Origin of the sequence: Pseudomonas sp. SWI36, from assembly GCF_002948105.1 — a bacterium.
GTDB lineage: Bacteria > Pseudomonadota > Gammaproteobacteria > Pseudomonadales > Pseudomonadaceae > Aquipseudomonas > Aquipseudomonas alloputida.
In genome coordinates, this window is sequence record NZ_CP026675.1 from 1554751 (window position 1) to 1574423 (window position 19673).

The 19673-nt window shown below is 59.5% G+C and carries 18 protein-coding genes and 1 pseudogene; 12 read left to right on the top strand and 7 right to left on the bottom strand.

Translation table 11 applies throughout. The annotated features are described in order from the left end of the window. Positions 1–7: 7 nt before the first annotated feature. The gene (locus C4Q27_RS07535; RefSeq protein ID WP_104886689.1) at positions 8–913 is read right to left on the bottom strand and encodes a TIGR01777 family oxidoreductase; all 906 of its coding nucleotides are present in this window, start codon (positions 911–913) and stop codon (positions 8–10) included. 186 nt (positions 914–1099) lie between these two features. Between C4Q27_RS07535 and C4Q27_RS07540 the strand changes: the two genes are divergently transcribed. From C4Q27_RS07540 to C4Q27_RS07560, 5 genes are all read left to right on the top strand, one after another. After that, the gene (locus tag C4Q27_RS07540) at positions 1100–2086 is read left to right on the top strand and encodes an NAD(P)/FAD-dependent oxidoreductase (RefSeq protein ID WP_010951987.1); all 987 of its coding nucleotides are present in this window, start codon (positions 1100–1102) and stop codon (positions 2084–2086) included. A 103-nt stretch (positions 2087–2189) separates the two neighbouring features. Next, entirely contained in the window at positions 2190–3158 is a 969-nt protein-coding gene (locus C4Q27_RS07545; protein ID WP_010951986.1) for a DUF523 and DUF1722 domain-containing protein, read from the top strand. Further along, positions 3148–4047, top strand: a complete 900-nt coding sequence (locus C4Q27_RS07550; RefSeq protein ID WP_064490929.1) for a MerR family transcriptional regulator — start codon at positions 3148–3150, stop codon at positions 4045–4047. The genes C4Q27_RS07545 and C4Q27_RS07550 overlap by 11 nt, the downstream gene beginning before the upstream one ends. Further along, a complete protein-coding gene (phrB, locus tag C4Q27_RS07555) occupies positions 4038–5480 on the top strand; it encodes a deoxyribodipyrimidine photo-lyase (protein WP_064490928.1) in 1443 nt (480 codons plus the stop codon). Before C4Q27_RS07550 ends, phrB begins: the two co-directional genes overlap by 10 nt. Then, positions 5477–6175 carry an SDR family oxidoreductase gene (locus C4Q27_RS07560; RefSeq protein WP_064490927.1) on the top strand — a complete coding sequence of 233 codons (699 nt, stop codon included), beginning with the start codon at positions 5477–5479 and terminating at the stop codon, positions 6173–6175. The genes phrB and C4Q27_RS07560 overlap by 4 nt, the downstream gene beginning before the upstream one ends. Positions 6176–6290: 115 nt before the next feature. On the opposite strand, the gene C4Q27_RS07565 is transcribed toward C4Q27_RS07560, so the two are convergent. The 6 genes from C4Q27_RS07565 to hemA form a co-directional block, all read right to left on the bottom strand. Continuing rightward, positions 6291–6809, bottom strand: coding sequence for an acyloxyacyl hydrolase (locus tag C4Q27_RS07565; protein WP_003247385.1), 519 nt, complete (start codon positions 6807–6809; stop codon positions 6291–6293). 104 nt (positions 6810–6913) lie between these two features. After that, a complete protein-coding gene (murI, locus tag C4Q27_RS07570) occupies positions 6914–7711 on the bottom strand; it encodes a glutamate racemase (RefSeq protein WP_064490926.1) in 798 nt (265 codons plus the stop codon). Then, positions 7704–8459, bottom strand: a complete 756-nt coding sequence (locus C4Q27_RS07575; protein WP_014589669.1) for a molybdopterin-synthase adenylyltransferase MoeB — start codon at positions 8457–8459, stop codon at positions 7704–7706. The genes murI and C4Q27_RS07575 overlap by 8 nt, the downstream gene beginning before the upstream one ends. Continuing rightward, complete coding sequence (prmC, locus tag C4Q27_RS07580; protein ID WP_014589668.1) at positions 8453–9283, bottom strand: peptide chain release factor N(5)-glutamine methyltransferase; 831 nt, start codon at positions 9281–9283, stop codon at positions 8453–8455. Before prmC ends, C4Q27_RS07575 begins: the two co-directional genes overlap by 7 nt. Further along, positions 9283–10365: a peptide chain release factor 1 gene (prfA, locus tag C4Q27_RS07585; protein WP_003247392.1), complete on the bottom strand. Its 1083-nt coding sequence runs from the start codon at positions 10363–10365 to the stop codon at positions 9283–9285. Before prfA ends, prmC begins: the two co-directional genes overlap by 1 nt. Next, positions 10362–11639 carry a glutamyl-tRNA reductase gene (gene hemA / locus C4Q27_RS07590; RefSeq protein ID WP_010951977.1) on the bottom strand — a complete coding sequence of 426 codons (1278 nt, stop codon included), beginning with the start codon at positions 11637–11639 and terminating at the stop codon, positions 10362–10364. The genes prfA and hemA overlap by 4 nt, the downstream gene beginning before the upstream one ends. An 809-nt stretch (positions 11640–12448) precedes the next feature. Here hemA and C4Q27_RS07595 point away from each other — a divergent pair. The 7 genes and pseudogenes from C4Q27_RS07595 to C4Q27_RS07625 all read left to right on the top strand — a co-directional run. Continuing rightward, positions 12449–13642 carry a hypothetical protein gene (locus C4Q27_RS07595; protein ID WP_231114221.1) on the top strand — a complete coding sequence of 398 codons (1194 nt, stop codon included), beginning with the start codon at positions 12449–12451 and terminating at the stop codon, positions 13640–13642. 23 nt (positions 13643–13665) lie between these two features. Further along, positions 13666–14283, top strand: a complete 618-nt coding sequence (locus C4Q27_RS07600; RefSeq protein ID WP_064490923.1) for a phosphatidylcholine/phosphatidylserine synthase — start codon at positions 13666–13668, stop codon at positions 14281–14283. 12 nt (positions 14284–14295) lie between these two features. Next, entirely contained in the window at positions 14296–15606 is a 1311-nt protein-coding gene (locus C4Q27_RS07605) for an ATP-grasp domain-containing protein (RefSeq protein ID WP_064490922.1), read from the top strand. A gap of 59 nt (positions 15607–15665) precedes the next feature. Further along, positions 15666–18026 (top strand): PEP/pyruvate-binding domain-containing protein, encoded by a 2361-nt coding sequence (locus C4Q27_RS07610; protein WP_104886690.1) that lies wholly within the window; start codon positions 15666–15668, stop codon positions 18024–18026. Beyond that, the gene (locus tag C4Q27_RS07615; RefSeq protein WP_064490921.1) at positions 18023–18625 is read left to right on the top strand and encodes a type 1 glutamine amidotransferase; all 603 of its coding nucleotides are present in this window, start codon (positions 18023–18025) and stop codon (positions 18623–18625) included. Before C4Q27_RS07610 ends, C4Q27_RS07615 begins: the two co-directional genes overlap by 4 nt. Beyond that, positions 18622–19347 (top strand): phosphocholine cytidylyltransferase family protein, encoded by a 726-nt coding sequence (locus C4Q27_RS07620; protein ID WP_064490920.1) that lies wholly within the window; start codon positions 18622–18624, stop codon positions 19345–19347. The genes C4Q27_RS07615 and C4Q27_RS07620 overlap by 4 nt, the downstream gene beginning before the upstream one ends. A gap of 84 nt (positions 19348–19431) precedes the next feature. Then, positions 19432–19560, top strand: a pseudogene (locus C4Q27_RS07625) (IS5/IS1182 family transposase); the annotation flags it as partial. Positions 19561–19673 lie beyond the last annotated feature (113 nt).

The window sequence follows — 19673 nt, forward strand, 5'->3', positions numbered from 1 at the left end:
TCCTATGTCAGAGGCGACTGGACAGGTTGTCCAGCGCCGATTGCAGATCGTTGAAGCGGAAGGTGAAGCCGGCTTCCAGCAAGCGTACCGGGCGCGCCCGCTGGCCTCCCAGCAGCAAGGTGGACATCTCGCCAAGCCCGGCCTTGAGCAGCAATGCCGGCACTGGCAACAGCGCCGGCCGATGCAGGGCGCGGCCCAGTCGCCTGGCAAACTCACGGTTGCGCACAGGCTCCGGCGCGCAGGCATTATAAGGACCGCTGGCATCCTTGTGCTGCAAGAGAAAATCAATCAGGGCGACCTGGTCATCTATATGAACCCAGGGCATCCACTGCCGCCCATTGCCCAAAGGCCCGCCCAGCCCCAGTTTGAAGGCCATGCGCAGGCGCGACAAAAAGCCGCCATCGCTGGCCAGCACCAGGCCGGTACGGACCAGTACCACGCGTATTCCCTGCGCTTGCGAACGCTGGGCGGTCTCTTCCCAGGCAATACACAACTGGCTGGCGAAATCTTCACGCACCGGGGGTGAAGCCTCGGTCAGTTCGCGTTCGCCACCGTCCCCGTACCAACCTACCGCAGAGCCGGAGATCAACACCTCCGGGCGCTGCTCACGGGTGCCCAACCAAGCCAGCAATTGCTCGGTAAGGGTGACACGGCTGGCCCACAGCACGTTGCGCCGGGCGGCCGTCCAGGGCCTGTCGGCAATTGGCGCACCGGCAAGGTTGACCACCGCATCAAGATGATCGTCGGCCTCCAGCTGCTCCAGGCGCGCGATACCACGCACCCCGCTACCACAGATTTTCGCCACCTGTTCAGGACGCCTGCTCCAAACCGTAAGCCGATGCCCTTGGCCCAGCCAGTACTGGCACAGATGCTTGCCAATCAAACCGGTGCCACCTGTCAGCAATATATGCATGGCTGTGTCCTCGCAGAATGCGTCGGTGGTCTATTTTTAACAGCAAGGCACTTTTTTGACCCGACGCTCTCGGATAAACATAGGCCAACCTGCCGCCAACACGGAATAACCTTATACATAATTTTGGCATTGTACAGGTTTGCCTGACAGCGTAGTCTGCTCACAGCAAGGTTTGAAGAGGCCATCATGACAGTACCTATCGCCATAATCGGGGCCGGCATCGCCGGTTTGTCAGCCGCCCAGGCCTTGCAGAAGGCCGGGCAATCCGTGCACTTGTTCGACAAAGGCCACGGCAGTGGCGGGCGCATGGCCAGCAAGCGCAGCGAAGCCGGCGCGCTCGACCTGGGCGCACAGTACTTCACTGCCCGTGACCGACGCTTCGTCGATCAGGTGCAGCAATGGGTGGCCGCCGGCTGGGCCGAGCAGTGGAAGCCTCAACTGTACAACTACCGTGATGGCGAACTTACCCCCTCCCCCGACGAGCAGACGCGCTGGGTGGGCGTGCCACGCATGAGCGCCATTACCCGCGGCTTGCTCAAGGACGTCACCGTCAATTTCGGCTGCCGCATAGCGGAAGTGTTTCGCGGCAAGCAGTACTGGCACCTGCAAGATACCGAAGGTTGCAGCCACGGCCCCTACAGCCGTGTGGTCATTGCCGTCCCGGCACCGCAGGCCACGCCACTTCTGGCCGCCACACCGAAGCTGGCAGCCGTGGCCGCTGGCGTGCAAATGGAACCTACCTGGGCCGTCGCCCTTGCCTTCGAGACACCGCTGGATACACCAATGCAAGGCTGCTTCGTGCAGGACAACCCGCTGGACTGGCTGGCCCGCAATCGCAGCAAGCCTGGCCGCGACGAGCACCTGGACACCTGGGTACTGCACGCAACGTCAGACTGGAGCCGGCAACACATCGACCTGCCAAAGGATGAAGTGATCGAGCAGCTGTGGGGCGAATTCGCCGAGCTGGTCGGCTGCGTGGTCCCCCCGCCCACCTTCGCCCTGGCCCACCGCTGGCTCTATGCCCGCCCCAGTAGCAACCATGAGTGGGGCGCACTGGCCGATGCTGACCAGGGCTTGTACGCCTGTGGGGACTGGTGCCTGTCCGGCCGCGTCGAGGGCGCATGGCTCAGTGGCCAGGAAGCAGCGCGGCGCTTGCTCGAACACCTTGAGTGATGCCGAACTATACAAAAATACTAGTTTGCATAACTTCAGCGCTGTGCTGAAATAAACCTGTACAAGTTTCGAGTCACGTACAGGTTTATTTTCGGAGGCAGCCATGCACGACCCTTCCGCCCACAGCAAGCCGCGTATCGCCATCAGCGCCTGCCTGACCGGGCACAGCGTGCGCTACAACGGCGGCCACAAGGCCTCCGACCTGTGCCGTAAACAGCTGGAACAGCACTTCGACTGGCTACCCGTGTGTCCGGAAGTGGCAATCGGCCTGGGTGTTCCCCGCGACCCGATTCGCCTGGTGGGCAACCCCGAGCAACCCGAAGTGGTCGGCACCCGCGACCCCGGCAAGGACCTGACCGACCCGCTGCGCACCTATGGCGAGCAGATGGCCAACGAGCTTGATGACATCTGCGGCTACATCTTCATGCAGAAGTCACCTTCATGCGGCCTGGAACGGGTAAAGGTTTATCAGGACAACGGCCACCCGGCCGTGCATGGCGGCCGTGGCGTCTATGCCCAGGCTTTCTGCGCATTGCGCCCGGACCTGCCAGTAGAAGAAGAAGGTCGCCTGCATGACCCCGTGCTGCGCGAGAATTTCATAAGCCGCGTTTACGCCTACGCCGACTGGCAGCGCCTGCTGGCCGAGGGCCTGAACCGTGGCGCGCTGGTGCGCTTTCATTCGCGCTACAAGTATTTGCTGATGGCCAACAATCCCCAGGCCTATCGCACCCTCGGCCGCCTGCTTGGCAGCATGAGCAAGGCTGATGAACCACAGAGCATCGGCCCGCGCTATTTCAGCCAGCTGATGCAGGCCCTGCGCCGCTGCGCCAGCCGCGGCACCCACAGTAACGTGCTGCAGCACCTGAGCGGCTACTTCAAGGATGCCCTGACGCAGCAGGACAAGGCGGAGTTGCAGGCAGTCATCGGCCAATACCAACAAGGCGTGGTACCACTGGTAGTGCCACTAACCTTGCTCAAACACCATTTGCGCAAGCACCCAGACCCCTACCTGCAGCAACAAGCCTACCTGCAGCCTCACCCCGAGAGCCTGGGCTTGCGCAATGCGGTCTGAGGACTTGCTGCCCATCGGCGAACTTGCCCGTCGCACTGGCGTCAACCCGGTCACCCTGCGCGCCTGGGAGCGCCGGTATGGGTTGCTCAAGCCACAGCGCACCGCCAAGGGGCATCGCCTGTACCCACTTGAGCAGGTCGAACGCGTCGAAGCCGTTCTGGCTTGGCTGCAGCGTGGCGCGTCGGTCGGCCAAGTCCGCGAGTTGCTCGACAAACCCGCCAGCACCCCACCGAAGGGTGACTGGCAAGCCCGGCAATTCCAGCTGATCGAAGCCATCGCCGGCCTTTCACAGCGCGCCCTCGACCAGCAACTCAACCAGGCCATGGCGCTGTACCCGGCGGTCACCCTGTGCGAGCAATTGCTGCTGCCGCTCCTCGACATGCTCGACCAGCGCTGGCGCAATTACTTCAACGCTCGGCTGGAGCAGGTGTTTTTTCACAGCTGGCTGCGCAGCAAGCTCGGTGCCCGCGTGTACCACGACAACCAGCTGCTGCAAGGGCCTGCCGTGTTGCTGGCCGAAGACAGCGAACGCACCTTCAGCCCGGACTTATGGTTGTGCGCTTGGCTACTCACCAGCAATGGCTTCCCGGTCGAGGTGCTCGAGCAGCCCGTCGCAGGCCCGCAATTGCTAAGCGCCGTCAACGCGCTCAAACCACGCGCCTTACTCCTGCACCTGGGGCCACGCATCGACGACAAGGCGTTGCTGCGCACCCTGCAAGGCTTGCCGATCCCCAAGCTGCTGGGCGGTGCCACGCTGGCGCTGCATGAAGCCCGCTTGAAGGCTTTTGAGCTGCCCGACCTTTTCCTGTTCGACACCCCGCAGGCGGCATTGCGCGTGCTTCAAGCCCATGATCGACAGCCTGTAGAGATAAATCCCCCATGCACCTGACCTGGCTGCGCAGCGACCTGCGTATCGATGACAACACTGCACTCAGCGCCTCTACCGAACGCGGCCCGACCATCGCCCTGTGGCTGGTCAGCCCCGGACAATGGCAAGCCCATGACGATGCCGACTGCAAAGTCGACTTCTGGCTGCGTAACCTGCATGACCTGCGCCAATCACTGGAAAAGCTGAACATCCCCCTGCTGATCCGCACAATCGATACCTGGGACCAGGCGCCACAGGCGGTGCTCGATATCTGCCGCCAACATCAGGTGCAAAGCGTGCACTGGAACGAGGAGTACGGCATCAATGAGCAGCGCCGGGATGATGCCACCCGCGCACTGTTGGAAAAGTCGGCCATCCAGGCGCACAGCCACCTCGACCAGCTGTTCTTCCGTCCGGGCACCTTACTTACTCGCAGTGGCGATTACTTCCAGGTGTTCAGCCAGTTCAAGAAGACCTGCCTGGAGCATCTGCACCGCAGCCTGCCGGCCCTGGCACGGCGGGTGAAGCGCCAGGCCCCGCTGAACATCGACAGCGACCCGATCCCGCAGCATGTCGAGGGCTTCGGAACAACCACGCATGCACTGCGCGACCACTGGCCAGCCGGTGAAGCTGAGGCACAGTCCCGCCTGTCACGCTTCCTGGACGAAACCATCGACGACTACCACCACTTGCGCGACTTGCCTGCCAAGCCTGGTACCAGCCAGCTTTCCCCCTACCTGGCCGCCGGCGTGATTTCGCCCCGCCAATGCTTGCACGGTGCACTGGCCGGCAACCGGGGCGAGTTCGACAGTGGCAGCACGGGCGTGCAAACCTGGATCAATGAGCTACTCTGGCGCGAGTTCTACAAGCACATCCTGAGCGGTTACCCACAGGTCTCGCGCCACCGCGCCTTCCGCGCCCAGACCGAAGCCCTGCCCTGGCGTGACGCCCCGGCAGACCTGGAGGCCTGGGAGCAGGGCCGCACCGGCTTCCCGATCATCGATGCCGCCATGCGCCAGCTGCTGCACACCGGGTGGATGCACAACCGCTTGCGCATGGTCGTGGCCATGTTCCTCAGCAAGAACCTGCTGATTGACTGGCGCAAGGGAGAGCGGCACTTCATGCGCCACCTGATAGACGGCGACCTGGCCGCCAACAATGGGGGTTGGCAGTGGAGTGCGTCCACTGGCACCGACGCGGTGCCCTATTTCCGTATCTTCAACCCGGTTTCACAGTCGCAGCGCTTCGATCCACAGGGTCAGTTCATTCGCCACTGGGTACCGGAACTACAGGAGCTCGATGAAAAAGCCATCCATCAACCCATTAAATCGACGGACCTTTTCGGTAATACTTCGTACCTAAGTCCAATCGTAGATCTCAGCAGCAGTCGCCAGCGGGCCCTGGAAGCATTCAAAGGGCTGCCACGCCGGCAGAATCAGGGGATAACGTCTTGATTAACTCGCGTAGTTTTTGGGTTACAGGCGCAAGCAACGGACTTGGCTTGGCTTTGGTGGAGCGGATGCTCGATGAAGGACATCGCGTTGCCGCGAGTGGCAAGGATAGCGATGCACTGGATGATTTGGGGGCACGCTACGGCAGCCAATTGTTGCGTTTGCCGTGGCAGTTGCAGGAAGAACAACACGTCACCGATGCGTGCCAACAGATTTGCCATGCCTGGTGTTCGCTGGACGGGCTGATCCTCAACACCGGCACCACCGATTACCTGCCAGACAATGTCAGTGACAGTGAGCTGATCGAAGCGATCGTCACCACCAACCAGCTGGCCGCAGAGCATTGCCTGAGCAAAGCGCTGCCGTTGCTGGCAAAGGGGCAGTCGCCCCAGGTGATGGGGCTTTTCAACCGCTATTCGGCGTTGCAGCTGTTTGCACCGACACAGGTGACTGCGGGCTGGAACAACTTGCCGCAATGGCTGCGTGAGCAGCGCAAGGCCCTTGAGGACCAAGGGGTAGCACTGACCATCGTAGGGCCACAATCGTTGAAGGTTACGGTAACGTCGGCACAGGCGATACCGGAGGCGTGGACGCCCGACAGTGCCGCAGAGGAGTTGCTGCGCCGGTGGCCTCAGAGAGAACCCGAACTGGTCCTGGAGACGCTGGACCTTAGTAGCCTGTGGCCGCTGGCGCGTTGACCGCTGAAATCAGCATTACCTTCTTCGCGGGCAAGCCCGCTCCTGCAGATTACCCAGACCTTTAATGCTGTGGTATTCCGGCAGGAGCGGGCATTGCCCGCGAATGCAGGTGAACTCAGAGCGCCATTCTGTAATGCAGGCTGTAGCTTTCTACACCATCGTTGGGCTCTTTGATGCCGGCGTTGGAATAGTGAATCGCCCGCACCCCAATCTCATGCCCGCCGGCAAAGCGCAAACCAAAACCAATGCGGTCCTCGAACTGGAACGCCGAACCCAGCTCGTTGCTTTCCAGCTCGGTGCTGGAGAACGCCGCCACCCCGATGCCGGCTTCGATGTAAGGCTTCACCGACTCCCCGGCAAATTCATAGACGAACACGGGCGCGAAGGACAGGCTGTGATTGCTCGCGGTCTCGTCGCCATCCCAGTAGGTGTAGGCCCCATCCCAATAGCCGGTCAGCCGACCAACGCTGGTCTGCCACCAACTCGCGTCCCAATTCGATTGCAGCCCTAGCCGGTAGACCATTGTCGAATCGCCAGTCTGCCCCACCGAAAACGAAACATCGGCAGCCTGTGCCGACATCGCTTGCCCCAAAACAAAGGCAGCAGCCGCTGCCAAGCCGAGCAGTTTCCTCATAAGAAACATCCTTCTTTCTGATGCTGTTATTTGTCCGCCTCATCTCAGGCAAAGCGGTAGAAAGCAGAAGTGGAACGATAGTTCAGCCTTTTTTCACGTTTTTTTCACAACGCAAAGCTTTGCACATCGTCAGACTTATGCCACAGCACAGGTAGGATTTTTCTTAAGGCTTCTGGATCAGCGCTTGTCCAGAAGCGTGCAGCGCCGGCCGGGCCTTCGGCCAACAGATCATTGGCACCCAACAGCCGTTGCAACTGACGCGCCACGGCCGCGCCGGTGTCGATGATGGCCACGTCATCCGGGACCATGCCGGCCAGCAATGGGCGAAGGAAAGGGTAATGGGTGCAGCCGAGGATCAGCGTATCGCAACCTGCAGTCAGTAGCGGCTGCACATAACCTTGCAACAGCTGGCGCACCGCCGGGCTTACCAGGTCACCGACTTCGATCAGCTCGACCAGCCCCGGGCAAGGTTGGGTAATAACCTGTACGTCATTCGCGAAGCGATCGAGCAAGGCTGCGAACTTGGCACTCTGCAGGGTACCGGTGGTGGCCAGCACACCGACCACGCCCGAGCGGGTGGCTGCCGCTGCAGGCTTGACGGCCGGTTCCATGCCCACCAACGGCCAGGTCGGATACAACTCACGCAGGTCGGCCACTGCCGCCACCGTGGCAGTGTTGCAGGCCAGGACCATGGCCTTTGCGCCTTGTTCATGGAAGAACCCGGCAATGCGTCGGCAGCGCTCGCGGATATAGTCCGGCGACTTCTCACCGTAGGGTATATGCCCGCAATCGCCCACATACAGCAACGTTTCGTTGGGCAGCAGGCGCTGGATCTCGGCCAGCACCGACAATCCGCCAACCCCCGAGTCCATGACGCCGATCGGCGCCGAGCGCTCAGCCATCGCGCTTACCACAGACCGTGCAAGCCGGGTCGCGCTTGACACGAAGCTCGCGGATACGGGTGCCAAGGGCATCGATCAACAGCAAGCGGCCGACCAACGGCTCACCGAAGCCAGCCAGCAGCTTCATCGCCTCCAGCGCCTGCAGGCTTCCCACCAGCCCCACCAGCGGGCCAATGACGCCTGCTTCGCTGCAGGTCAGTTCAGCTTCGCTACCATGCCCGTACAGGCAGTGATAGCACGGACTGTAGTCACGCCGCGGGTCGAACACCGACAGCTGACCTTCCAGACGGATTGCCGCTCCGCTGACCAGCGGCTTGCCGGCGGCGACACAGGCAGCGTTGACCGCCTCGCGGGTAGAGAAATTGTCGGAGCAGTCCAGCACCAGGTCGACCGCCGCCACCGCAGCCACCAGCGAGTCCTCGTCCAGTGCCTGGCGGTGAGCAACCAGGCTGACTTCCGGGTTGATTGCCTGCAAGCGCTGCAAGGCCGAGTCGACCTTGCTCATGCCAACGCTGGCACTGTCGTGGATGACCTGGCGTTGCAGGTTGGTCAGGTCGACGGTGTCGAAGTCGGCCAGGTGCAGCTCACCCACGCCAGCGGCGGCCAGGTACAGGGCGACTGGCGAGCCCAGGCCACCCAGCCCGATGATCAGCGCTTTGCTCTGCTTGAGCCGCAGCTGGCCATCGATGTCGATCTGGGCCAGCAGCACCTGGCGGCTGTAACGCAGCAGTTCCTGATCACTCAGCATGGCAGTCGCCCCAGGGTAATGCGTTCATGGCCGCCCAGGTCCGTGCGGCTGGCCACCTCGATAAAGCCATGTTCAGCCAGCAGAGCGCGTACCGCCGCCGCCTGATCGTAGCCATGTTCCAGCAGTAGCCAACCACCTGGCAACAAGTGCGCGGGGGCCTGGGCGGCGATCACGCGAAGGTCGTCCAGGCCATCGGCACCGGCCACCAGGGCACTGCTGGGTTCGAAGCGCACGTCGCCGGCCACCAGGTGCGGGTCTTCAGCGGCGATGTAGGGCGGGTTGCTGACAATGAGGTCGAAACGCTCCCCGGCCAGGCTGTCGAACCAGTGGCTCAGCCGTACCCGAGCGTTGGCCAGGCCCAACCGCTGGCGGTTGCGCTCGGCGAGGGCAGCAGCCTCCTCCACCCGGTCAACCGCTGTCACCTGCCAGGCCGGGCGCTCGCTGGCCAGCGCCAGAGCGATGGCACCCGTACCGGTACCCAGGTCGAGAACCTTGGCGGGCGAAGCGGGTTGCAGTTCAAGCGCCGTCTCGACCAGCAGTTCGGTATCCGGCCGCGGGATCAGGGTATGCGGCGCGACCTCCAGGTCGATCTTCCAGAAGCCCTGCAGCCCAAGGATATAGGCCACTGGCTCGCCGCCACGGCGGCGTTTCAGGTAGCCGGCATAGGTCTCGGCATCTTCGCTGCTGACAATACGCTCGGGCCAGGTATGCAGGTAGCTGCGCGATTTACCGATGGCCGCAGCCAGCAGCAGTTCGGCATCCAGGCGCTCAGTGGGCGATTCAGGCAACTGCGCGTTGCGCAACAGGCTGGCGATGACAGTCATCAGTCCCCCAAGGCGGCCAGTTGATCGGCCTGGTATTCGGCCAGCAGCGGTTCGATCACCGCGTCTACGCCACCGCTGAGAATGTCGTCAAGCGAATACAAGGTCAGGTTGATGCGGTGATCGGTCACCCGCCCCTGTGGATAATTGTAGGTGCGGATGCGCTCGGAGCGGTCACCGGAACCCACCAGCAGCTTGCGCTCACTGGCAATGGCGTTCTGCGCGGCACTGGTCTGCATGTCGTTCAGCTTGGCCGACAGCCAGGACATGGCGCGAGCACGGTTCTTGTGCTGCGAGCGCTCCTCCTGGCATTCGACCACGATACCGGTAGGCAAGTGAGTGATACGGATCGCCGAATCGGTCTTGTTGACGTGCTGGCCGCCGGCACCGGAGGCACGGTAGGTATCCACGCGCAAGTCGGCCGGGTTGATTTCGATGGCGGCCTGCTCGTCCGGCTCGGGGAGCACCGCCACCGTGCACGCGGAAGTGTGGACACGGCCTTGGGACTCGGTCTCGGGCACACGCTGAACCCGGTGTGCACCGGACTCGAACTTGAGCTTGCCGTAGACATTCTCGCCCTCGACGCGGGCAATGATTTCCTTGTAGCCGCCGTGCTCGCCTTCGTTCTCGGACAAGATCTCCAGGCGCCAGCCGCGCTTTTCGGCGTAGCGCGAATACATGCGGAACAGGTCACCAGAGAAGATGGCTGCCTCGTCGCCACCCGTACCGGCGCGGATTTCCAGAAACACGTTGCGACCGTCGTTGGGGTCTTTGGGCAGCAGCATGCGCTGCAGCTGCGCCTCCAGCGTCAGCAGTTGCTCCTTGGCTTCACGCACCTCTTCCACGGCCATTTCACGCAGGTCCGGGTCACTGTCCTTGAGCAGCGCCTGGGCACCTTCGAGGTCGTCCTGGACTTTACGCCACTCTTTATAAGCAGCGTAGACCGGCTCTACCTCGGCATACTCGCGGGAGTAGGCGCGAAAACGCGTCTGGTCGGAAATAACCTCGGCGTCACCGAGCAGGGCGGTGAGTTCTTCGAAACGGTCCTGGAGGATTTCCAGTTTGTTCAGCAGCGACGCTTTCATTGCGGGGATTTGTCCGTGGAGCCCTCATTGAGGGCAAAGAGTTCCTGGGCCATGGCCAGCGCATCAAGGCGGCCCTCGGCCGAGAGCTTTTTCAGCTGCACGCTGGGCGCATGCAGGAGTTTGTTGGTCAGGCCCCGGGCCAGCTGGGCCAGCACGTCTTCGGGGTTGCCGCCATTGGCCAGCAGGCGCAGGGCCTTTTGCAGTTCTTCGTCGCGAAGGCGCTCACTTTGCTGGCGATAGGCCCTGAGCACGTCCACTGCCGCCAGTTCGCGCAGGCGCAGCATGAAGTCTTCGGCGCCCACGGATACCAGCTCTTCGGCCGCCTGGGCCGCGCCCTGGCGGCTCTTGAGGTTTTCCGCCACTACATCGTGCAGGTCGTCGACGGTGTACAGGTAGACATCATCCAGCTCGCCGACTTCGGTTTCAATATCGCGAGGGACAGCGATGTCGACCATGAAAATCGGCTTGTGTCGGCGCTGTTTCAGTGCACTCTCGACCGCGCCCTTGCCCAGAATCGGCAACTGGCTGGCGGTGGAACTGATCACGATGTCACTGTTGGCCAGTTCCTGGGGGATGTCTGCCAGCAGCACGGCATGCGCGCCGAACTGCTCGGCCAGGATGCTGGCGCGCTCCAGGGTGCGGTTGGCCACCACGATACGGCGTACGCCCTGCTCGTGCAGGTGGCGGGCGACCAGGGTGATGGTTTCGCCGGCACCGATCAGCAGGGCCTGGCTGCGGCCCAGGTCGGCGAAAATCTGCTTGGCCAGGCTGACCGCGGCGAACGCAACCGAAACCGGGTTTTCACCGATGGCCGTATCGGTACGCACCTGCTTGGCGGCGCTGAAGGTGGCCTGGAACAGGCGCCCGAGCAACGGCCCGACGGTACCGGCTTCGCGGGCCACGGCGTAGGCGGACTTCATCTGGCCGAGGATCTGAGGCTCGCCCAGAACCAGCGAGTCCAGGCCCGAGGCCACGCGCATCATGTGCTTCACGGCGTCGTGCTCTTCATGCACGTAGGCGCTGGCGCGCAGCTCGTCGATGCTGAGGCGGTGATAGTCGGCCAGCCACTGCAGCACGGCGTCGGCGGACAGGTGGTCCTGCTCTATATAGAGCTCACTGCGGTTGCAGGTCGACAGGATCGCCGCCTCGCGGCTGGACGTCAGTCGGCAGAGCTGCTGCAGGGCGTCTACCAGCTGCTCTGGGGTAAACGCCACGCGCTCGCGTACGTCTACCGAGGCAGTCTTATGGTTGATACCAAGTGCAAGAAAGGCCATGCAAGGTCGCTGGTTGTGACGGGAAGCCGATAATTGTCCTCTTTCGCAGGTTTCAGGACAACCACCGTTCGCTATTGTGCTGATAGTCCTGCGGCTATCGCCTTTTCGTAGCCTGCCCTAGCGGTGTTTTCAGGTCTTGCCGGCTTTTGATCTGGCTTTTGATCCTGATCTTGATCTTCGCGACTTCAGGAGGCCGAACGCAGGCCTTGCACAGGGAGGTGACGGGCATGGATGCCCGTCAAGCGCTGTGCCCCAGGATGGGGCCTGCAGCGCGGTCCTCCCGGGAGCAAGCCCTACGCTCGGCCTTCTGAAGTCGCAATCTGCAGCGCCTGATCAACCGCGCGCTTAGAAGCGACAGTAAGAGCAAAAGCCAGAGCCATCGGTTCGACATGGCCCTAGCCAACTACGTTGACCGGGTCGAGAAGACTTTTGACATATTTCCAAAAGATTTATCCACAGTCTTGTAGTCCATTTCCCAAATACATGCCCAACTGTTGCCCTACCCTCCTTCCGGACCTAGTCTTGACACTGCTACATCGATATTTCTCACTGAGACAGCGATACGAATTGGATAGCATCGAGCTATCAGTCCGTCAGTTTATTTGTAGCTATTAATTTTGCCGATTATTAGAAGTTTTGTTGATGAGGATCAGCAGCGGTAATGATGAACTGAAATGATGCACACTTACTTGGTGACACACCAACAACAAGCATTTTTATATTTCAGTTTTGTTAAGCTTATCTTAAAACGATTTCCAATGCAGGGTATGCTTCGTGCATGGCAGGAAGCTATATAATAGGCACGCGCAATGGAAGAATTTGAAGCATCTCGTAGGCACTCAGTGCTACTTTGGGGCGTTAACTTGTGTGCTATTTCGGCCTCTACGCTGAGCTATATTTATTTTTCCTACTATATTTATGCTCATACTGCTAGTCTAATACTTTCCCAAGTAGTGCTGTTTGCACCAATGGTTCTGCCGGTAATTCTTGTCGCTCCAATCTACCGACTGGCTGACTATCTAGCGCCACGCACGTTGCTGTGGAGTGCCAACTTGCTGTCGCTGGGCTGCGCGGCGGCCACCTACAAGATCCTGCCACATCATGTGGAAGTCGCCGTGTTAGGCGCGGTAGTCATTGGCACCCTGGATGCGCTGCAACGGGTAGGGCGTATTGTTGCCATCAAGTGTTATTTCCCGGGTGCGCAAATCGCCAGCTCAGTGCCTCTGACACTCACCGCACAATTCATTGCCGGCGGCCTGGCAGGCATCAGTCTGCTACTGTTCAAAGCCAACATGACGCCTGGGTTAGCCCTGCTCATTACTGTCAGTCTTTTTTCCATCGCGGCTTTGGCGGCCTATCTACTACCTGCGCCAACAAAGCCTCCGATCACCGTGCAGGTCGCACCAAGACTATTGACTGCCCTTGGTTCGCTTTTGCAGGAGTATCCCGCGCTACGCCTCAGCCTCTATCAGTTCATCATCTTCGTCAGCCTTTTTCAGGGCTTCTTCAATGTGTCCAGGGTGCTGTTACCGGCCCATGTGCTGGGCTTGGGAGAGGTGTATGTCGGTTTGTTGCAGGCCGTCAATAGTGTGGCAGCTTTGGTGGGCGCAGTACTGTTCTATCGTTTGGGCAAGTGTAATGTGCAACCGCTACCTATGCCGATGGCTGTAGTCAGCGGCCTGTTCATGATGCTCGCAGCGTTCGGCCATGATATTCAGTCCAGTTACATCGCGTATTTTCTCTACATATTCTTTTTCGAACTGGCATTTTTCAAATTGCAAGCCGATCTTGTCAGGAGCACACCTACCAGCGCCATGCCGTTGATGGCATCTGTCCAGTATGCGGGGGTCTACTTAGGCATGATAATCACCATCTTCGCCGGATCAATACTGGTTAAGTATGTTGGCCTGTTCAGCACGAGCATTATCTTCGTTGCTTTCTATTTCGTCGCATCCAACGCCCTGCGAACGACAGTTACGATCAAGGGAAAACAACCTGTCTAAATAATTTCTTCAAGGAGAACAATATGCCCACATTGGCGCGTGTGTTTCCGTTCGTCCGTCTTTTGGATTTGGCGAACATATTAACAATGTTCAATATCGGCCTGGCCTTCGGTACTGTTTATTTTGCGTTGCAAAGACGGTTTGTTCTGGCGGCGACGGTGATTTGCCTGGCCGCGATGCTCGATTTCCTTGACGGCCACATAGCCCGGCGTTACCTGGCTGCGAACAGCGCGCAACGGGCCTTCGGCAAGCATCTAGACAGTTTTGCCGACTTGCTCAATTTCAGCATCACGCCAGCCCTTGTCATCCTAATCCTCGACCAGTCTCTTTCGGCCACGCTGGCCGCAGTAACTCTGGTTTTCACGGCCATTTTGCGGCTATCGCTGTTTGGCATGCCCGGCACATCGGCTGGCGGGGGATATCAGGGGCTACCCACCACATATTCAGGATTTGTCTTTGCGCTGGCGCTGATGGGGTTATCGGCCGGGCATTACGGTGCCGGTGTGATCGTCGGCCTAATGGCCCTGGTCGGCATCCTCCAGGTCACCAGCTTGAGAATTCCCAAGTATGGCGCACCTTCGACGGTCGCTTGCTTCGCAATGCTGTTCGGGCTCAGCACTATTTACTTTCATCCCTGGTAATCCGAGGTTCCAATGAAACACGTGGTTTTCGTCGACAGCACCGTAAGCGGCCTGCTGGCTTTTGAGGCAGCCAAACGGCTTGGCTGCCACGTCACCTTCATTCATCAGCGCGACGCCTCGTTCCTGACGATCTCGATCAAGGACGACACCTCCCGTCTCGAGCCTTACCTGCGATATGTGGATGCTTATTTGCGTATCGATAATCTGGAAGGCGGCGAATTCAGCCGGTTGTTGGCCAACCTGCACGCAGAGCGCCCTATTGACGCCCTGATCTCTACCTCTGAAGCAGCCATAGTACCGGTGGCGCGGGAGGCCCAGCGCATCGGCACCCTCTACCCGAGGTACGAAGCTCTGTGCGGGGCGGTATACAAGAGTCGACTGCGCGAAACGCTGCGGGCACACGGACTACGCTCTCCTGATTTTGAAGTACTAAGCGAGGAGCAACTGATCAATGGGGTCGTTCCGAGTTTGTCGCTGCCATTCGTTGTCAAGCCGACCCGAGGGTTCGCCAAGCAGTTTTCCGCCATTTGCCATAGCCAGACCGACTTTGACGCCTTTCTCGCCGAGCTGCGCCAGAGTCGCAAGGGTGCTGATCCTATGATCGACCACTTGGTAAGCCGCGACTATCTGGTCGAGCAATACATCGACGGTACATTGCATTCAGCGGAAGTCATCGTCCAGGACAGCAAGGTCTCCTGCTTTGCGACCACCATCCGTTTCCGCGCCGACTATAGCGAAATATTAGAAATGACCGCGACCATGCCGTCAGGCCTTGACGCAGCACAGCGCGACGAGATCAAAGCATATGTGCAGGCAGTGTTCAGCGCTCTGGGGCTGGATTTTGGCCTTTATCATGTTGAACTGTTGCGCGATGCCAAAGGGCCCTGTCTAGTGGAGATCAACGCACGCATGATGGGTAGCGTAGCGCCGCAGATGTACCGGATGCTGACCGGCATCGACCCGTTCGAACTGCTAGTCCGTCTGCACCTGGGCGAGCCCATTCTAATTGACGACTCAGTGCTTCAGCGCGCAGGTAGCGTCGTAACTGTCGCCTCCCGCAATGGCGGTCATATCGCCCACGACTACGACCCCGACACCCTACAGCCATTACTGGACAAGTACGCCATCCGGTTTTGCACCGCCCACGTTGCGCCTGGCCAGGCGGTAAACGTCTATAGCGGCAACATCGGCACAATTGGCCACGTCATCGTTGAGGACGACTGCCCCCACTCTGCGGCGAAAAAGGGCAATCGCTTCCTGCGCGAGCTGTCCTCACTTTACGGCCTTGAACTCGCGACTTATACCGGCGCCGAGTTGGCTTAAACCTGACATGAACTGACAGCCCCCTGCAACGGACTGATTCGACTGATTAGGGAAGACATATGCACTCAGTAAATCCTTCTCCCGTGTTCGTTTTTTCCGGCAAGGCCGATACCCTGCAGCAACTGGCACCACTTCTGAGCACCGGGCAAGTGTTGCCCCTTCGTCGATTCACCGTGGCACAGTGGCGGGAGGACTGGCAGGCAGTGATCGCGCACTGTCAGGCGTTCTTTGGCGATGAGCCGCTGATTGTACGATCCAGCTGCCTGGCCGAAGACCGCGACGGCCATTCCGGTGCAGGAATGTACGCGTCAGTTCTAGATGTGTGTGGCGGCCAGGCACTCGGCGAAGCCATCAAGACGGTGATCGCCTCCTACGGCCTAGCTCGCGAGCGCGATGAGGTGCTGGTGCAGCAGATGGCGAGAGGAGTATTGGCCAGCGGAGTGGCGATGACCCGTGATCCAGAGACGGGTTTGCCATATTACGTAGTTGACTATGTACCAGGTGCCAGCACTGACGGTGTCACTAACGGCAACGAGACTGTGCATGCTTTCGTCTCCCTTGGCAGCGAAGCGGCAAGCGAGCCTGCGGAATTACCAGGGCTGTTTGCGTTGCTCGAAGAGGTACAAGTTCTAACCGGGCGCGATGCCTTGGACATAGAGTTCGCGATCACTGTCGATGGCCCTCTGCTATTCCAAGTGCGTCCCATGACCGCAGATGGGCCCCGTAATGCCAGCGCACTTGCCGACGCCCAACTACGCAAAGTTTTGGAGCACGAGGTTTCCCAGCTCGAAGAGCTGATCTGCAAGCAACACCATCTGCGTCCTACGTCGACCGCCTTCCTTGGCCTTATGCCGGACTGGAACCCGGCGGAAATGATCGGTACCAAGCCGCGGGCGCTAGCCTACTCGCTATATAAGGAGCTGATCACTGACCTTAATTGGGCCTCTGCCAGATTCCGATACGGCTACCGGGATCTGCGGCGCAAACCGCTGATGTACCAGGTGGGTGGCTCTCCTTACATCTGCATTGCCCACAGCATCGAGTCATTCATCCCTGCCTCGGTACCTCAAGATGTTGCCGAGCGCGTAGTCGAACAGTGCGGCGAGTACTTGGCCATGCATCCTCATCTGCATGACAAGATCGAGTTCGCGATCATTCCTACTTGCTTCACGCCAGAGCTTACTAGCCCCGATGCCGCTGCCTCGCTGCCGGCGCTCCGGACTCTTAGTACCAAACAGCACGAATGCTACCTGAACGAGCTACGCCAGTTGACCGAGCACATTATTTCCCCCAGCGGCCCGTTCTTCTCCGACCTGACACGTCTACCGAGTATTACTGACAAGGTGCAGAGTTTAATGGCGAGGCAACCTCGGGGCGAGTCCTTGCAACGTATGAGGAATGCTCTATCGGCGGCCAACGTGGTCGCTGAAGTATTCGCTGGCGCTGCCCGTGCAGCGTTCGTCGGTACCGCAATAATTAAATCGCTGGAAACAGCGGGGGTAGTATCTGCCGGTTTCATCGATCATGTGACCGGAGGGGTCAATAGTATCGGTCGCGAGATGGCCAACGATTTCCAGACTTTGCATAAGGACGATTTCCTAAAGCTCCACGGTCATGTCCGGCCGGGGACCTACGATATACGTGTGGCGCGCTACGACGAGACTCCGGAGAGTTATTTTGACTGGCAGCGCCCATTACAACGCCCCCCAAAATCTACGAACGGGCTAACTGTATCTCGGGCCCAGGTCAACGCCATGCAGCAAGCTTTCGACCAGTGCGGTCTTAACGTTTCCGCCGAGCAGTTCCTCCAATTTGCTCAAGCCGCTATTGCATCGCGCGAGAAGCTCAAATACCTCTATGCAGCGTTTGTTTCGGATGTTTTGCGCTCACTATGCGATTGGGGGGAGGTACATGGTCTTGACCGCGACCAACTCAGCTTTGCGCAAATCACCGACTTTACCAGCGGTTACGCCGACATCGATCACAACCGTTTGCACCAAGCGATTGCCCACAACCGTAGCCGCTGGTATGAAACGCAGTTAGTCCGTACGCCAAGCATCATCTGTCAGCCGCAAGATCTATTCGGCCATCGAGTGCACTGGTGCAATCCCAACTTCATCACTCGAAGTGCCACTCATGCGCGGGTGGCCCATGTGCTTCCAGGGCAATTGGCACCGGACATAGAGGGTTGCATTGTCTTAATCGAAAATGCTGATCCGGGTTTTGATTGGATTTTTACCCACCGCATTGCTGGTTTCATCACCGCCTACGGAGGCGAGAACTCGCACATGTCGATCCGAGCGCGAGAGTTCGCCATTCCCGCAGCTATCGGCGTGGGCGATACTCGATTCAAAACCCTATTGGCGGCGACAAGCCTGCTGCTCGACTGCGCCGAGCGGCGTATACAGGTGCTGGCATGATTTTGATTGGGCTGACCATGCTCAGGCAGTTCAACGCCGAACGCCAGGAATGGCGGGACGCGCTCGACCAGCGCTGGGTTGAATTCTTAGGCCAATGTGGGCTGACCCCGCTGTACCTTCCAAACGATCCGAGAGTCAGCATGGCGTTAGTCCAATCATTGCGCCCTCAGGGCCTCCTGCTTACTGGTGGAGGGAGTTGCAAGGCCCTGAGTGGGTCAGCCGACACACGCGACGTCACTGAGAGGGTCTTGCTTGATCTTGCGGAAAATCTAAGGCTTCCGGTGCTCGGTGTATGCCGCGGCATGCAGGTAATGTTGACGCGAGCTGGCGGCACTTTGGAACGCTTGGCCGGCCATGTAGGTGAGCACATGATCAACATGCAAGAACAACGGCGGCGAGTGAATTCCTATCATGAATACGGCTTTCGCGAGGCGCCCGACGGCTACCGCGTACTAGCCCTGGCCGACGACGGCGTGATCGAGGCTGTGTATGACGACCACCGTCGGCATACCGGGATCATGTGGCACCCCGAGCGAGAACTACCTGCCGATCCATTGGATATTCAACGCGTGCGACATGCCTTCGGAGCTTTTTCATGAAAGCCATCATTCTTGCTGCAGGTCGCGGGAGCCGCTTACAAGCCCTGACCGATGAACGCCCCAAGGCCTTGGTACCCTTTAACGGTGTGCCACTGCTACAGCGCGCGATTGAAACGCTCCGTCGATGCGATGTCAGCGAGGTTGGCATCGTTGCAGGCTATCGAAGCGAAATGCTTGCACCATTCGCCGACACTTTGTTTCACAACCACCGCTGGCACAGCTCCGGTATTTTCAGCTCTCTAAATTGCGCCAGCGATTGGTTGAGCGCAGAGCCTTGCCTTGTTAGCTACGGTGACATCTTCTACGACAGCACCCTAGTATCCGAGCTAATTAACCATCCAGCCGATATTGTCCTGGGCTACGATCCCGCTGCAGTGCGTCTCTGGCAGCAACGCTTCAACGATCCGCTACCAGATCTGGAGAACTTCCGCTTAGTCGATGGATGGGTGAGCGCTATTGGACAGACCGCTACCAGTCTTGAAGTCATTCAGGGCCAGTACATGGGCTTGTTCAAAGTCACGCCAGCGGGTTGGCAGACGTTGAAAAAGCAATTGCAAGGGCTCACGCCTCAGGCACGCGACCAAACTGACATGACATCGCTTTTAGGGATACTAGTCAGCGAAGGTTTTCCAGTCGCCGGCGTGGCGACGCACGCTCCCTGGGGAGAAATTGACTGCCCCAGCGACGTGGCACTATACGAGCGGATCTATCCTGACCGGTGATCTCGACAAAATTGTCGGTGCGACTAACCCTGACGGTAGATTCGAGGATCGCGGCGGATAAATGGCTCAAGGTTTTTCAGGCTGCACGTGGTTGAAAACGCCTTCGCCCGGTTGAAGCACTAGCGGGCGGCCGCATCGCGCTTCGACAAGCTCAAGCGGAATTATGAAAGCGCAGTGGCCATGGCCTGCGCCTTTCTTTGGCTACCCATGTGAAACGGGAACAGCCCCTAACTCCGCACATTACGCTTCTCATGGCGCTTGTGCTTTCCCATTTCCTGCTTCCAGGGACGTAAAATATACAGGCAGGGGCTGGGTCATTGCGTCAG

What these genes read in the sequence shown, in the direction of transcription:
- C4Q27_RS07535 (WP_104886689.1), bottom strand. Translation starts at nt 913, where the DNA reads ATGCATATATTGCTGACAGGTGGCACCGGTTTGATTGGCAAGCATCTG.
- C4Q27_RS07540 (WP_010951987.1), top strand. Translation starts at nt 1,100, where the DNA reads ATGACAGTACCTATCGCCATAATCGGGGCCGGCATCGCCGGTTTGTCA.
- C4Q27_RS07545 (WP_010951986.1), top strand. Translation starts at nt 2,190, where the DNA reads ATGCACGACCCTTCCGCCCACAGCAAGCCGCGTATCGCCATCAGCGCC.
- C4Q27_RS07550 (WP_064490929.1), top strand. Translation starts at nt 3,148, where the DNA reads ATGCGGTCTGAGGACTTGCTGCCCATCGGCGAACTTGCCCGTCGCACT.
- phrB (WP_064490928.1), top strand. Translation starts at nt 4,038, where the DNA reads ATGCACCTGACCTGGCTGCGCAGCGACCTGCGTATCGATGACAACACT.
- C4Q27_RS07565 (WP_003247385.1), bottom strand. Translation starts at nt 6,809, where the DNA reads ATGAGGAAACTGCTCGGCTTGGCAGCGGCTGCTGCCTTTGTTTTGGGG.
- murI (WP_064490926.1), bottom strand. Translation starts at nt 7,711, where the DNA reads ATGGCTGAGCGCTCGGCGCCGATCGGCGTCATGGACTCGGGGGTTGGC.
- C4Q27_RS07575 (WP_014589669.1), bottom strand. Translation starts at nt 8,459, where the DNA reads ATGCTGAGTGATCAGGAACTGCTGCGTTACAGCCGCCAGGTGCTGCTG.
- prmC (WP_014589668.1), bottom strand. Translation starts at nt 9,283, where the DNA reads ATGACTGTCATCGCCAGCCTGTTGCGCAACGCGCAGTTGCCTGAATCG.
- prfA (WP_003247392.1), bottom strand. Translation starts at nt 10,365, where the DNA reads ATGAAAGCGTCGCTGCTGAACAAACTGGAAATCCTCCAGGACCGTTTC.
- hemA (WP_010951977.1), bottom strand. Translation starts at nt 11,639, where the DNA reads ATGGCCTTTCTTGCACTTGGTATCAACCATAAGACTGCCTCGGTAGAC.
- C4Q27_RS07595 (WP_231114221.1), top strand. Translation starts at nt 12,449, where the DNA reads ATGGAAGAATTTGAAGCATCTCGTAGGCACTCAGTGCTACTTTGGGGC.
- C4Q27_RS07600 (WP_064490923.1), top strand. Translation starts at nt 13,666, where the DNA reads ATGCCCACATTGGCGCGTGTGTTTCCGTTCGTCCGTCTTTTGGATTTG.
- C4Q27_RS07605 (WP_064490922.1), top strand. Translation starts at nt 14,296, where the DNA reads ATGAAACACGTGGTTTTCGTCGACAGCACCGTAAGCGGCCTGCTGGCT.
- C4Q27_RS07610 (WP_104886690.1), top strand. Translation starts at nt 15,666, where the DNA reads ATGCACTCAGTAAATCCTTCTCCCGTGTTCGTTTTTTCCGGCAAGGCC.
- C4Q27_RS07615 (WP_064490921.1), top strand. Translation starts at nt 18,023, where the DNA reads ATGATTTTGATTGGGCTGACCATGCTCAGGCAGTTCAACGCCGAACGC.
- C4Q27_RS07620 (WP_064490920.1), top strand. Translation starts at nt 18,622, where the DNA reads ATGAAAGCCATCATTCTTGCTGCAGGTCGCGGGAGCCGCTTACAAGCC.